This window comes from Novosphingobium sp. ZN18A2 (assembly GCF_036784765.1).
In the GTDB taxonomy this organism is placed as follows: Bacteria; Pseudomonadota; Alphaproteobacteria; order Sphingomonadales; family Sphingomonadaceae; genus Novosphingobium.
In genome coordinates, this window is the sequence record NZ_CP136651.1 from 1,072,046 (window position 1) to 1,085,854 (window position 13,809).

11 protein-coding genes and 1 riboswitch are annotated in these 13,809 nt (G+C 67.3%); of the genes, 4 read left to right on the forward strand and 7 right to left on the reverse strand.

The window, feature by feature from the left end; all coding sequences use genetic code 11:
- Positions 1–9 precede the first annotated feature (9 nt).
- The 7 genes from RXV95_RS05355 to RXV95_RS05385 form a co-directional block, all read right to left on the reverse strand.
- On the reverse strand, positions 10–537 hold the full coding sequence (locus RXV95_RS05355) for a DUF1877 family protein (RefSeq protein WP_338467983.1): 528 nt from the start codon (positions 535–537) through the stop codon (positions 10–12).
- 39 nt (positions 538–576) lie between these two features.
- Positions 577–1,806 carry a 2-oxoglutarate dehydrogenase complex dihydrolipoyllysine-residue succinyltransferase gene (gene odhB, locus RXV95_RS05360; protein WP_338467984.1) on the reverse strand — a complete coding sequence of 410 codons (1,230 nt, stop codon included), beginning with the start codon at positions 1,804–1,806 and terminating at the stop codon, positions 577–579.
- A gap of 47 nt (positions 1,807–1,853) precedes the next feature.
- A complete protein-coding gene (locus RXV95_RS05365) occupies positions 1,854–4,679 on the reverse strand; it encodes a 2-oxoglutarate dehydrogenase E1 component (RefSeq protein WP_338467985.1) in 2,826 nt (941 codons plus the stop codon).
- A gap of 270 nt (positions 4,680–4,949) precedes the next feature.
- Positions 4,950–5,840: a succinate--CoA ligase subunit alpha gene (gene sucD, locus RXV95_RS05370; protein ID WP_338467986.1), complete on the reverse strand. Its 891-nt coding sequence runs from the start codon at positions 5,838–5,840 to the stop codon at positions 4,950–4,952.
- Positions 5,841–5,906: 66 nt separating this feature from the next.
- Entirely contained in the window at positions 5,907–6,869 is a 963-nt protein-coding gene (gene mdh, locus RXV95_RS05375; RefSeq protein ID WP_338467987.1) for a malate dehydrogenase, read from the reverse strand.
- A gap of 179 nt (positions 6,870–7,048) precedes the next feature.
- A complete protein-coding gene (locus tag RXV95_RS05380; RefSeq protein ID WP_338467988.1) occupies positions 7,049–7,390 on the reverse strand; it encodes a hypothetical protein in 342 nt (113 codons plus the stop codon).
- Between the two features lie 202 nt (positions 7,391–7,592).
- Positions 7,593–8,879 carry a cell wall hydrolase gene (locus tag RXV95_RS05385; RefSeq protein WP_338467989.1) on the reverse strand — a complete coding sequence of 429 codons (1,287 nt, stop codon included), beginning with the start codon at positions 8,877–8,879 and terminating at the stop codon, positions 7,593–7,595.
- A gap of 172 nt (positions 8,880–9,051) precedes the next feature.
- A riboswitch (cobalamin riboswitch) is annotated at positions 9,052–9,238 on the forward strand.
- A gap of 109 nt (positions 9,239–9,347) precedes the next feature.
- Between RXV95_RS05385 and RXV95_RS05390 the strand changes: the two genes are divergently transcribed.
- From RXV95_RS05390 to RXV95_RS05405, 4 genes are read left to right on the forward strand one after another with little or no spacing between them, the layout of a single operon-like run.
- On the forward strand, positions 9,348–11,216 hold the full coding sequence (locus RXV95_RS05390) for a TonB-dependent receptor (protein ID WP_338467990.1): 1,869 nt from the start codon (positions 9,348–9,350) through the stop codon (positions 11,214–11,216).
- On the forward strand, positions 11,213–12,055 hold the full coding sequence (locus RXV95_RS05395; RefSeq protein ID WP_338467991.1) for an ABC transporter substrate-binding protein: 843 nt from the start codon (positions 11,213–11,215) through the stop codon (positions 12,053–12,055). Before RXV95_RS05390 ends, RXV95_RS05395 begins: the two co-directional genes overlap by 4 nt.
- A complete protein-coding gene (locus RXV95_RS05400) occupies positions 12,052–13,014 on the forward strand; it encodes an iron ABC transporter permease (protein WP_338467992.1) in 963 nt (320 codons plus the stop codon). The genes RXV95_RS05395 and RXV95_RS05400 overlap by 4 nt, the downstream gene beginning before the upstream one ends.
- Positions 13,011–13,763 carry an ABC transporter ATP-binding protein gene (locus RXV95_RS05405; protein ID WP_338467993.1) on the forward strand — a complete coding sequence of 251 codons (753 nt, stop codon included), beginning with the start codon at positions 13,011–13,013 and terminating at the stop codon, positions 13,761–13,763. Before RXV95_RS05400 ends, RXV95_RS05405 begins: the two co-directional genes overlap by 4 nt.
- Positions 13,764–13,809 lie beyond the last annotated feature (46 nt).

The following is a 13,809-nucleotide window of genomic DNA, read 5'->3' on the forward strand; positions in this document are numbered from 1 at the left end:
CCGTTCAGTTCAGTTGATCATCGCCAGCGCATCGAGCTTGCGCTTCGCGCCTTCGCGCAGGAACGAACGCAGGCGATCCACGTCGTCCATCACGAAATCGAGCCCGCCTTCGCCGTCTTCGAGCATGAGCTGGGCGTTATAGACATCGTCGCGGACCATCGCCTTGGGGTCATACCGCTTGCGCAGGTCCGCGTTGCTGACGGCTTCCAGCGCCGTGTGCGCCGCGGCGATCGCATCGGCGGGGATCAGCCAGGCCGGGCCATAACCCTGGTCCTTGCCGATCTTCTGGAACCGCCCGACGATGACCGAAAGCGGATCGTCCGTTGCCCCGGCCGCGCCGGTCAGCAGGTAATGGATCGCCTGCCACTGTTCGTCGAGGTCGAACGGGATCGCCGGGTTATGGATCTCGGCCGGCGCATCCAGCAGGTCTTCATTGAGGTCGAAACCGCTGATGAACGCGCCGATCCCTTCGGGATTCGCCCGCATCTGCTCCACCGTGTCGGCGTCGGCATATCGGGCTGTCCAGATCATGCTCATGAATAAATCTCTTGATTGCCTTTCAGGTCTGTCAGGGCCTTACAGGTCGATCAGTATCCGCGTGGGATCCTCGATCGCTTCCTTGATCGTTTTCAGCGCGGTCACCGCCTCGCGTCCGTCGACCAGACGGTGGTCATAGGACAGCGCGATATACATCATCGGGCGGATCACGATCTCGCCGTTCACCACCACCGGGCGGTCTTCGATGCGGTGCAGGCCCAGCACCGCCGACTGCGGCGGATTGATGATCGGGGTGGACATCAGGCCGCCGAAGATGCCGCCGTTGGAAATGGTGAAGGTGCCGCCCTTCATGTCTTCCATGGTCAGCGCGTTTTCGCGCGCGCGCTTGCCAAGGTCGCCGATCGCCTTTTCGATATCGGCAAAGCCCAACTTGTCGACATTGCGCACCACGGGCACGACCAGCCCGTTCGGCGCGGAGACCGCAACCGACAAGTCGACGTAATCGAAATAGACGATCTCGTCGCCGTCGATCTGCGCGTTGACCGAAGGGATGTCCTTCAGGGCAAGGCAGGCGGCCTTGGCGAAGAAGCTCATGAAGCCGAGCTTCACGTCATGCTTCTTGGCGAAGATGTCCTTGTACTTTTCGCGCGCGGCCATCACCGCGCTCATGTCCACGTCGTTGAACGTGGTGAGCAGCGCGGCATTGTCCTGCGCGCTTTTCAGGCGCTTGGCGATCGTCTGGCGCAGGCGGGTCATCCGCACGCGCTCCGTCTTGCGCTCGCCGCCGGTGTCGCTCGCCGGCGCGGATGCCGGCGCGGGGGCGGGCGAAGCGGACTTGTTCTGCGCGGCGGCCAGCACGTCGTCCTTGGTGATGCGGCCGTCCTTGCCGGTGCCCTTGATCGTGGCCGGATCGATGCCGTGTTCAAGCACCGCGCGGCGCACCGCGGGCGAAAGCACGGGCGAACCGTCGCCGCCTTCCTCTGCCGCTTCGGTTTCGGCCGGGGCAGCGGCCTTTTCGGCGGCCTGTTCCTTGGCGGGGGCGGGCGCGGGCTTGGCCGCAGCCGCGCCAGAGCCTTCCTCGATCACCGCGATCAGCGTGCCGACCGTAACGGTATCGCCTTCCGCCACCATCTGCTGGCCCAGAACTCCCGCGACGGGCGAGGGCACGTCCACCGCGACCTTGTCCGTCTCCAGGCTGGCGATGGGCTCGTCTGCCGCCACCGCTTCGCCCGGCTGCTTCAGCCACTGGCCAACGGTAGCTTCGGTGACGCTTTCGCCCAGCGCCGGAACCTTTACTTCACTCGACATTCTTGAACCCTTCCTTGGGCTTGAACCCTTCCGTGGGGAGGATGCACTCAGTTCTTCTTCGCGCGGCGGATCTCGTCGCGGACGGACAGGCCCAGCGCGTCGGCGACGAGCGCAGCCTGTTCGGACACGTGGCGCGAGGCAAGGCCCGTGGCGGGGGAGGCGCTGGCCTGGCGGCCGGCATAGCGCGGCCGCGCGACCTTGCATCCGGCCTGCGCCAGCGATTCCTCCACCAGCGATTCGACGAAGAACCACGCACCGTTGTTCTTCGGTTCTTCCTGGCACCACACGACCTCTTCCAGATTGGCCATGCGCGACAGGCGCAGCGCCAGCGGATCGCCGGGGAAGGGATAGAGCTGTTCGATGCGGATGATCTGCGTATCGTCGATCCCCGCGGAATCGCGCGCTTCGATCAGGTCATAGGCGACCTTGCCCGAACACAGCACCACGCGCTTCGTCTTCTCGTCCGGCGCGGGGCTGGTATCGGAAAGGATGCGCATGAAGTGCCCCTCGCCGATGAAGTCCGAAGCGGCCGACTTCGCCATCGGATGGCGAAGCAGGCTCTTGGGCGTCATGATGATCAGCGGCTTGCGGAACGAACGGTGCATCTGCCGGCGCAGCACGTGGAAGTAATTGGCCGGCGCGGTGATGTTGCACACCTGCATGTTGTCCTGCGCGCAAAGCTGCAGATAGCGTTCGAGCCGCGCCGAGGAATGCTCCGGCCCCTGGCCTTCGTATCCGTGGGGCAGCAGCATCACCAGCCCGTTGGCGCGCAGCCACTTGGCTTCCGATGCCGCCACGTACTGATCGATCACGATCTGCGCGCCGTTGGCGAAATCGCCGAACTGCGCTTCCCACAGCACCAGCGTCTTGGGGTCGGCGCTGGCATAGCCGTATTCGAAGCCCAGCACGCCGTATTCGGACAGCGGGCTGTCATGCACTTCGAAGCGGCCGTGCGGCAGCGTGGACAGCGGCACGTACTTGCGCTCGTCGGTCTGGTCGACCCACACCGCGTGGCGCTGGCTGAAGGTGCCGCGGCCCGAATCCTGGCCCGAAAGGCGCACGTTGTACCCCTCGGTCACAAGGCTGCCATAGGCAAGCGCCTCGGCCGTCGCCCAGTCGAACCCTTCGCCGCTTTCGAACATCGCGCGCTTCGCATCGAGCACGCGGCCCAGCGTGCGGTGGATCTTCAGGTCGTCGGGCACCGTGGTGAGCGTGCGGCCCAGGCTGTCGAACAGCTTGGCCTCTATCCCGGTGTGCACGTTGCGCCGCGCGGTTTCCGGGTCGACCGGCTTGTTGAACCCGCTCCACCGGCCGCCAAACCAGTCTGCCTGGTTGGCCTTGTATCCCTTGGCGGCCTCGAACTCCGCGTCCAGCGTGGCGGTAAAGCGGTCCTCGTTCTCGCCGCGCCAGTTCTTGTCGATCACGCCTTCGGCAATCAGGCGGTCCGCATAGACGGCGCTGACCGGCGGGTGCTTCTTGATCTTCGCGTACATCAGCGGCTGGGTGAAGCTCGGCTCGTCACCCTCGTTGTGGCCGAAGCGGCGATAGCACCACATGTCGATCACGATGTCGCGGCCGAAGCGCTGGCGATAGTCGATCGCCAGCTTGCAGGCGAAGGTAACCGCTTCGGGATCGTCGCCATAGACGTGCAGGATCGGCGCCTGGACGCCCTTCGCCACGTCGGACGGATAGGGCGATCCGCGGCTGAACTGCGGGCTGGTGGTAAAGCCGATCTGGTTGTTGATCACGAAGTGGATGCAGCCGCCGGTGTTGTATCCGCGCACGCCGGAAAAGCCGAAGCATTCCCACACGATGCCCTGGCCGGCGAAGGCCGCGTCGCCGTGGATCAGCACGGGCAGCACCTGCTTGTGCTTGTCCTTGCCGATATCGTCGCGGAACGCCTGGTAGGCGCGCACCTTGCCCAGCACCACCGGGTCCACCGTTTCCAGGTGGCTGGGGTTGGGCATCAGGCTCATGTGCACCTTGATTCCGTCGAAATCGCGGTCGGTGCTGGTGCCGAGGTGATACTTCACGTCGCCCGATCCGCCCACGTCGTCCGGGTTGGCGCTGCCGCCCGAAAATTCGTGGAAGATCACGCGATAGGGCTTGGCCATCACGTTGGCGAGCACGTTCAGGCGGCCGCGGTGCGCCATGCCGTAAACGATCTCGCGCACGCCCAGCTGGCCGCCATACTTGATGACCGCTTCCAGCGCCGGGATCATCGATTCGCCGCCGTCGAGGCCGAACCGCTTGGTGCCGACGTATTTCTTGCCCAGGAACTTCTCGTACTGCTCGCCGCGGATCACCGCGCCAAGGATCGCCTTCTTGCCTTCGGGGGTGAAGTCGATCGACTTGTCGCCGCCCTCGATCCGTTCCTGGATGAAGCGGCGTTCCTCGACATCGGCGATGTGCATGTATTCGAAGCCGACATGGCCGCAATAGTTCTGCTTGAGGATGTTAACGATCTCGCGGACCGTCGTCCATTCAAGCCCCAGGTTGCCGCCGACGAAAACCCGGCGGTCGAGCGCCGCGCCGGTGAAGCCGTGGTATTCGGGCGTCAGGTCCGCCGGAAGGTGCTGGTGCGAAAGGCCCAGCGGATCGAGATTGGCGGCCAGGTGCCCGCGCACACGATAGGTGCGGATCAGCATCATCGCGCGGATCGAATCCGATGCGGCCTGTTCCAGCGCCGCTTCGTCAATCGCCTTGCCCGCGTCCTTGGCAGCCTTCTTGATGGCCAGCTTCATCGCCATCGGGTCGAGCGCGGCGGTCAGGTCGTCGTCGCTCGCCGCGTCGGTCAGCGGCCATTTCGCCCGCTGCCACGATGGGCCGGGCTGGGGATCGTCGGGTAGAAAATCGTGCAGTTCTTGACCCATGGGGCACCTGTGCAACGCCGGGGTTTCCGGCTGGGGGGATGGGCGACGCCGCGCCGTCCATCCGGCTTTATCGACAATCGTGCTCCGTTTCGGTTCCGGAAAAACCGCAGGTCCGCGCCGAAACGGGCGCATCTGGCTGGTCTTTCCCCCCGGAACCGCCCCCGGCCGGAGCAGCATTATTATTATCGTTGCGTTCCGGACAAGGACGGCAACCGCCCCGGCCGGTTCACCCCCGGCGCGAACGGAAAACCCGCCCGCGCCGGGTATGGATCAGACGCGTTCCTTCAGCAGCGCGTCGAGCGTCACGCCCAGTTCGCTGGGCGAGGGCGAGACGCGGATGCCCGCTGCTTCCATCGCCGCGATCTTGTCTTCGGCGCCGCCCTGGCCGCCCGAAACGATCGCGCCGGCGTGGCCCATACGGCGGCCCGGAGGGGCGGTGCGGCCCGCGATGAAGCCCACCATCGGCTTCTTGCGCCCGCGCTTTGCCTCGTCCTTGATGAACTGCGCGGCTTCTTCTTCCGCCGAACCGCCGATCTCGCCGATCATGATGATCGACTTGGTTTCGTCGTCGGCCATGAACAGTTCCAGCACGTCGATGAAGTTGGTGCCGTTCACCGGATCGCCGCCGATGCCCACCGCCGTCGTCTGGCCAAGGCCGATCTGGCTGGTCTGGAACACCGCTTCATAAGTGAGCGTGCCCGAACGCGATACCACGCCGACGCTGCCCTTCTTGAAGATCGAACCGGGCATGATGCCGATCTTGCATTCGTCCGGGGTCAGCACGCCGGGGCAGTTCGGGCCGATCAGGCGCGAGTTGCTGCCCGAAAGCGCGCGCTTCACGCGCACCATGTCGAGCACGGGGATGCCTTCGGTGATCGCCACGATCAGTTCGATGCCCGCGTCGATCGCTTCGAGGATCGAATCCGCGGCGAACGGCGGCGGCACGTAGATGCACGAAGCGGTCGCGCCGGTCGCGGCCTTCGCTTCGGCAACGGTGTTGAAGTTGGGCAGGCCGATGTGCGTGCTGCCGCCCTTGCCGGGGGTCACGCCCGCAACCATCTGCGTGCCATAGGCCAGCGCCTGTTCGGTGTGGAACGTGCCGGTGGCGCCGGTCATCCCCTGGGTGATGACCTTGGTGTTCTTGTCGACGAGGATGCTCATCTGGGACCGTCTCCTGGGGAGGCTTCAGAGAAAAAGGCGGGCTCTGTCGCGGGCCCGCCGAATGGATCAGCCAAGGCTGGGTTCGATTTCCTTGCAGGCGACCAGCAGTTCCTTGACCGCGTCGACACTGACCTGGAGGTTGGTCTTTTCCTCGGCGGAAAGTTCGATTTCCACCACGTCTTCGATGCCGTCCGCGCCGATCACGGCGGGTACACCGACATAAAGGCCGTCAACGCCGTACTTGCCTTCGACGTGCGCGGCGCAGGGCAGGATGCGCTTCTGGTCGCCCAGATAGGCTTCGGCCATCGCGATGGCGCTGGTGGCGGGCGCGTAATAGGCGGAACCGGTCTTGAGCAGGCCCACGATCTCGCCGCCGCCCTTGCGGGTGCGATCGACGATTTCGTCAAGGCGGCCGGCGTCCACGCCCTTGATCTTCGCAAGGTCATGCACGGGGATGCCGCTGATCGTGGAATAGGACAACACGGGCACCATGGTGTCGCCGTGGCCGCCCAGAACGAAGGCGTTCACGTCCTTCACCGAAACGCCGAATTCCCAGGCGAGGAACGTGGCGAAGCGCGCCGAATCGAGCACGCCGGCCATGCCGACGACCTTGTTGGCCGGAAGGCCGGAGAATTCACGCAGCGCCCAGACCATCGCGTCGAGCGGGTTGGTAATGCAGATGACGAAGGCATCGGGTGCGTTGGCCTTGATGCCTTCGCCAACCGACTTCATCACCTTCAGGTTGATGCCCAGCAGGTCGTCGCGGCTCATGCCCGGCTTGCGCGGCACGCCGGCGGTGACGATGATCACGTCCGCGCCCGCGATATCGGCATAGTCGTTGGTGCCGGTGATCTTCGCGTCGAAACCTTCGATCGGCCCGCACTGCGAAAGGTCGAGCGCCTTGCCCTGGGGCATGCCCTCGGCAATATCGAACAGGACGATGTCGCCCATTTCCTTCTTCGCGGCGAGGTGGGCGAGGGTGCCACCGATCATGCCGGAACCGATAAGGGCGATCTTCTTGCGAGCCATCAATTGCTCCTTCCCGTAATGTGCGGGAGCTTCATCCGAACGACCGACACGCGCGCAGCTTCCCGAGCCCCGCGGACAGGAGGCGCCTGGCGGATGAAGGCCACGTAGGCGCGCGAAGGAGCGATTGCAACCGCGAAAACGGCCCTATTTGGCGGTTTAGTTGATAATGGTTTGCAGTATCAGCAAGCCGTGGCGGGCCATAATCCGCGCTCATGCCGGGCGGCAAGGTCGCGCGCAAGCCGGCGGTCCAGCGTATGGCATACCGCAAGCCACCAGGCGGTCGAATCCTCGTCGTCCGCGCGCGCGGCCTGTTCGGCGCGATGCCCGGCCTGCTGCGCTGCGGAAAGGCCGTGCGCGGCGAACAGGCGCAGCGCCGCGGCAAGCACCATGCCATCGTCGAACCGCGTATCGGCATCGTTCGCGTGGTTGTCGTTTACGGGGTGCAGGCCGCGCAGGCGATGCACGCGGGCTCCGGTAAGCTGGGGCGCGGCGCGGCCGTATCGGGGGGCAAAGTGCAACATTCTCGTATTCTCCGGACTCGCGCATTTCTGGTCTGTTCGCGCAGGTCTGTTCGCGCATTAGTCCCCCCGCGAATAACGATGCGTGTGGCGGCATGGTCAAAACACCATTAACCGCCCGTATCGTGTGGAAATTGCGGCGGAATGTTGAAGGTGGCCAATGACGGCGGCCAAGGCGGCAGCCCTGGCGCCGGATTGAAGGGGTTCAATCGGCCGGTTGGGCGATCCACCGGCCCGCGTTTTCATAGCCCGGCCTTACCTTGCCCGCGTCCGGCAAGGTGCCGGCCTTGTAAAGCGATTCGCCCCCGCGCGCGCGCACTTCGGGCGCATAGGCGGGCCGGTTCCCGCCGGGCAGGGGCGTCTGCCCGAAAGATGCCTGTCCTGCCGCTGTCTGGCCGGCCGGCCGGGCAGAACCATCCTGCACCGCTGCCGCCGCTTCGGCCTGCGCCCGGGCCTGTCCCGCCTCGAACGCCTTCGCCAGCGTGATCGGATCGGCGCTGTCGAGCGGGGCCGGGGTCATGCTGCGCGGGTGCGGCGCGGCGGCGGGTTCGCGCCCCGCATAGGCCGCATCGAACGCCGCCGCGCGGCCCATCGCGCCGGGCCAGCGGAAGAACAGGTGCGCACCGATCGCGCCCACCTTTATCATCTGCGCATCCCACGCCGGGTGGACGGCGGCGGTATGGTAATGCGTGGCAAGGCCGACGGGCGCATAGACATAGCCTGACAGGGCATCGGCCGCGACGCGCCGCGCGCGGTCCCAGAAGGCGGGCACGGGCCGGCGGGCCATCGATCCGTCGCAGGCGAACGAAAACTGGCAGCCCGCCCGTTCGGACCCCTGATAGACCACACCGCAGACCGAATCGGGATAGGCCGGGTGCGCAACCCGGTTGAGCACCACTTGCGCCACCGCGCGCTGCCCGGCGTCGGGTTCGCTCGCCGCCTCGTAATAGATTGCGGCGGTCAGGCATTGCAGCGCGCGCCCGCGATCGGCCGCGGGGCCGGAAAGCACCATCGGCTGCGCGGCCGGGCCGCCTGCATCGTCGGTCCGCGCGGGACTTTCATCGTCGCGGTGCGACTGGTCCCACGCGGATTCGGCCTGCGCGGGCCGGATCAGGCCCGAATCGCGCGGATCGACATAATAGAAGGCCGAACCGGGAAAGCTCTCGCCCGGTGTCTCGAACGGTTGCAGCCGTCCGGCCCCCGCTTCTGCGTGCGCGGGCCGGATTCCGCCCGGGTTGCCCCAGCCGACGGTGCCCATCGCCAGCCCCAGCGCGCCGACCGCGGCCACGCCGCCCAGCCGCTGGCGCCACTTGCGCGGGCGGGAAAGCGCATGGCGCAAGCTGGTCATGTCGCGGCGGCGGATGCGGCCAGTAAAGTCGCGCGGACGCTCCGCCGGAAGCACCAGTGCCGCCGCGCGCGCACGCACGGCCTGCCGGTCCGCGGCGGGCGCGGGCGGCAAGGCAACGGGGCGGTAGGCGATCGTCAGCGGCATGGTGGTGGTTCGTGGCCGGTAGGCGCTTTCCCTCAATCCTCTTCCTGTCAGCCGCTATCGCGCGCGCGACGTCCGCGCATCGGCGCTTTTCGCCCCGTCCCGCAGCGGCACAGGGGCAATGCCTATCGTAAACGTCTTAAGAACCTTGCCCGCGCGGCGCGGCTGGCGTAGGTGCGCCGCCGACGCCACCGGTGCCCGCAAGGGCTGCCAAGGGAAGCCGGTTCGAAACCGGCGCTGCCCCCGCAACTGTAACCGGCGAGCGCCCGGCCGATATGCCACTGGTCCCCCGCGGGCCGGGAAGGCGGCCAGGGCGCGATGACCCGGAAGCCAGGAGACCTGCCGGTGTGTGGTCGTTCGCGCGGTCGGGCGGGGTGTACCGGACGCAGCCGGAAGGACGGGCGCTTTGGTCCCCGCGCGTCCTCCCGCCATGGACGGCAAAGCTGTCCGTGGGCCGGGAGGAATATGCGAATGAAGACCCTTATACCCGCCGTTGCCATTGCGTTGCTGCCAGCCTCCGCCTGGGCGCAGACGGGCGACGATGCCATCACCGTGCTGGGCACCGGATCGGCGATGCCGCTGGACCTGACCGGTCAGCCGGTAACGGTGATCGACCGGCAAGAGATCGATTCGATTCAGGGCGGCGACCTGACCCGCGTGCTGGAACGCGCGCCGGGCGTAACCTTCGCGCGTAACGGCGGACCGGGCGCGCAGACCGCGCTGTTCGTGCGCGGTGCGGCCTCGCAGCAATTGCTCGTGCTGCTGGACGGGGTGCGGATGACCGATCCTTCCGCGCCATCGGGCGGAACCGACCTGGGCAACTTCGACGCGATGAGCATCGGCAAGGTGGAACTGCTGCGCGGATCGAACAGCGTGATCTGGGGGTCGGACGCGCTGGGCGGCGTTCTGGCGCTGACCAGTCGCGAAGCGAACGGGCTGCAAGCAAGCGCGGAGGGCGGCTCTTACGGAACCTTCGACGGGCAGGCGAGCGCCGGGATCGCGCGTGACGCCTATGCCGTGAACCTGACCGGCGGCTATTCCACCACAGATGGCGTATCGGCTGCGGCCACCGGCACGGAGCCTGACGGGTTCGACCAGTGGCGCATCGGCGGCAACGCGCGGATCGACATCGCCACCGGCCTCAGCTTCGTCGCCACCGGCCGTTATGCGCAGGGCAAGCTTCAGATCGACGGTTTTCCGCCGCCCACCTATACCTTCGCCGATACGCCGGAATACCAGAAGACCAAGCAGGCGAGCGGTCGCGCGGGGCTGCGCTATCGCTCGAAAGCGCTGGACCTCGACGCCGGGTTCGCGATGTACGACACGCGCCGCGCCTATTTCGATCCGTCGCAGCCCGCGCCCTATACCTTCGAATATGGCTATGCCGGACGCAGCGAACGGATCGACCTGACCGGGCGCTGGCGCCTGCCGCACAGCCTTGCGCTCGATTTCGGGGCGGACAGCGAATGGTCGCGCTATTCGGGCACCTATGACGCAAGGCAAAGCGCCAACCTCACCAGCGGACACGCGATGATCGGTTACTACGGCAGTCGCGCGACCCTGGCTGCCGGACTGCGCGTGGACGATCATTCGCGCTTCGGCAGCGAAGTGACGTTTGGCGCGAACGGCACGTTTGTGGTGACGGACGGCCTTCGCCTGCGCGCCAGCTATGGTCAGGGGTTCAAGGCGCCCACGCTCTACCAGCTCTATTCGAATTACGGCAACGCCGCGCTCCGGCCCGAACGGTCCGACAGCTATGACGCGGGGCTGGAATGGAGCGCGCATGACGGCACGGCGCGCGTGTCGCTCAGCGCGTTCCGCCGCGATACGCGCGGGCTGATCGACTATGTTTCGTGCTGGGGCGTGACCAGCGGGATCTGCACGAACCGGCCCTATGGCACATACGACAACGTGGGCCGCGCGCGCGCGCAAGGCATCGAGGCAGACGTTGAACTGCGCCCCAGTGACCGCCTGACCGTGCGGGCCGCCTATACCTATGTGGAAGCGACAGACCGTACGCCGGGCGCGTTCACGCAGGGCAACGACCTCTCTCGCCGCCCGCGCAACGCGCTGACGCTTTCGGCGGACTGGACCACGCCGCTTGAAGGGCTGAAACTGGGCGGCGACGTGCGCATGGTTTCCGACAGTTTCGACGATGCGGCCAACACCGTGCGGCTGGACGGCTATGCCCTGGCCACCCTGCGCGCCAGCGTGCCGGTGGGCGAACACCTGGAACTGTTCGGACGGATAGAGAACCTGTTCGACGTGAACTACCAGGCCGTGGCGGGATACGGCACCTATGGCCGCGCCGCCTTTGCCGGCGTGCGGGTGCGGATGTGATCGCCGCGCGCGGCCTTGTCCTTTCGGGCGCGCTGCTGGCTTCGGCCTGCTCCGCCGCGCCCGCAAGGGAGGCCGCGCGCGTCCATCCCACGATCGTCAGCCTGAACCCGTGCAGCGACGCGGTGCTGACGACCGTCGCCGATCCGGGGCAGATCCTTGCGATCTCGTCCTACAGCCACGATGCCGGTTCAAGCTCCATGAACCTTGCGACCGCGCGGCGTTTTCCGGCGACCGGCGGAACGGTGGAGGAAGTGCTGGCGCTGCACCCCGACATCGTGGTGACGGGCAGCTTCATCGCGCCAGCCACGCGCAATGCGTTCAACCGGCTGGGCCTGCGGGTGGAAACCATCGGCATCGCGCATTCGGTGGCGGAAAGCGAAGCGCAAGTGCGCAAGCTGGCGGCCATTGCCGGGCATCCGGCGCGCGGGGCGGCGATGGTGGCACGGATAGAGGCCGCACTGGCCGCCGCCGCGCCGCCGCCCGGAGCAAGGCCTGTCCCTGCGTTGATGTGGCAAGGGGGCGGCATGGTTCCGGGCAGCGATACGCTGGTGGCGGACATGATGCGGCGCACCGGCTTTGCCAGCGTTTCGGGCGCAATGGGTCGCCACCAGGCAGACAAGCTGCCGCTGGAACAGGTGCTTGCCCATCCGCCGCGCGTGATCCTTGCCGCGGGCGACGCGCGCGGGAACGAGGACCGGATGCTGCATCACCCGGCCCTTGCCGCACTGACCGGAACCACGCGCGCCGCGTTCGCGCCCAACCTGCTCTATTGCGGCGGACCGACGATTATCCGCGCGGCGGCGCGACTGGCCGAAGTTCGGCAAGAGGTGGCGCGATGACTCGCGTCACGCCGATCCTGCTGATCGCGCTGCTGGTTGCGGTGCCGCTATCGCTGCTGGCGGGGCGCGTGTGGATCGATCCGTTGCACCCGCAAGTCGCCAATGCCGCTGTGATCCTGATGGATCTGCGCCTGCCGCGCGTGCTGCTGGCGCTGGTGGTGGGCGCCGGGCTGGGGGCAAGCGGCGCGGCGATGCAGGGATACTTGCGCAACCCGCTGGCCGATCCCGGCCTGTTCGGCATCGCGCCCGGCGCGGCGCTGGGCGCGGTCTGTGCGTTCTTTTTCGGCTATGCGGCACAGGGCTGGCTGCTGCCCGTTTTCGCGCTGGCGGGAGCGGCGGGCGCGATGGCGCTGCTCGCCCTGATCGCCGGGCGCACGGGCAGCGTCGCGTTGTTCACGCTGGCGGGCATGATGATCGCCAGCCTCGCCGGTGCGCTGACCAGCCTGGCGATCAGCCTTTCGCCCAACCCCTTCGCGCTTTCAGAGATCGTGACTTGGCTGATGGGCGCGCTGGCGGACCGGTCATGGCATGACCTGTGGATCGCGCTGCCGCCCACCGCGATCGGCCTTGCGCTGCTGTGGCTGGCGGGGCGCAACCTCGATGCGCTGACGCTGGGCGAAGCGGCAGCGCGTTCGCTGGGCGTGCGGCCGGAACGGCTGTTGTGGCTGATGGTGCTGGGCGTGGGCTTCACCGTTGGTGCGGGCGTGGCGGTGGCGGGGATCATCGGCTTCGTCGGGCTGATGGTGCCGCACATGGTGCGCCCTTTCACCGACCGGCGGCCGTCCTCGCTGCTGGTGCCGAGCACGCTGGGCGGGGCGCTGCTGCTGCTGGTTGCCGATTGCCTGTGCCGGGTGCTGCCGCTGCAGGGCGGCGAACTGAGGCTGGGCATCGCGCTTTCGCTGCTGGGGGCGCCATTCTTCCTGGTGCTGCTGTTGCGAATGCGAAAGGGCCTGGCATGAGCGAACTTTCCGCCAGTAACCTTTCGCTTCCCGCGCGCCTGCACAGGGTAAGCGCCGCGCTGCGCCGGGGGGAGGTTACCGCGATCTGCGGGCCGAACGGCGCGGGCAAGTCCACGCTGCTCGCCTGTCTGGCCGGGCTGCTGCCGCCTGCCAGCGGAGAGGTGCGGCTTGCCGATAGGCCGCTTGCCACGCTGCCCCCCAAGGAACGCGCGCGCACCATCGGTTTCCTGCCGCAAGACCACGAGGTTGCCTGGAACCTGACGGCAGAGGCGCTGGCCGGGCTGGGACGCCTGCCGTGGGGCACGTCCGCTAAGGAGGATTGCGCCCACGTGGCGGCCGCGCTGGCCGCGCTGGACATGACCGGCCTTGCCCGCCGCCGGGTCTCGACACTTTCGGGCGGTGAAAGGGCGCGTGTCCTGCTGGCGCGTGTGCTGGCGGGCGCGCCGGGCTGGGTGCTGGCGGACGAGCCGCTGGCAAGTCTGGACCTTGCGCACCAGCTTTCGCTTGCCGGCCACTTCCGCGCGCTGGCGGCGGGCGGCACCGGCGTGGTGCTTGTGCTGCACGACCTTGCACTGGCGATGAACCGTGCGGACCGCGTGCTGGTGCTGGACAAGGGAACGCTCGCCGCGGACGGCCCGCCGGACCGTGCATTGTCGGCCGAAACGATTGCCCGCGTATGGGGCGTCAACGCGCGATGGCTGGGAGAGCCGGGGCAGCGCGCACTCGTGGCTGATACCAACCTGCACTGATCCCAGCCCATGAGAATTGCCCTTCCCCGTCATCCCCGTGAGGGCG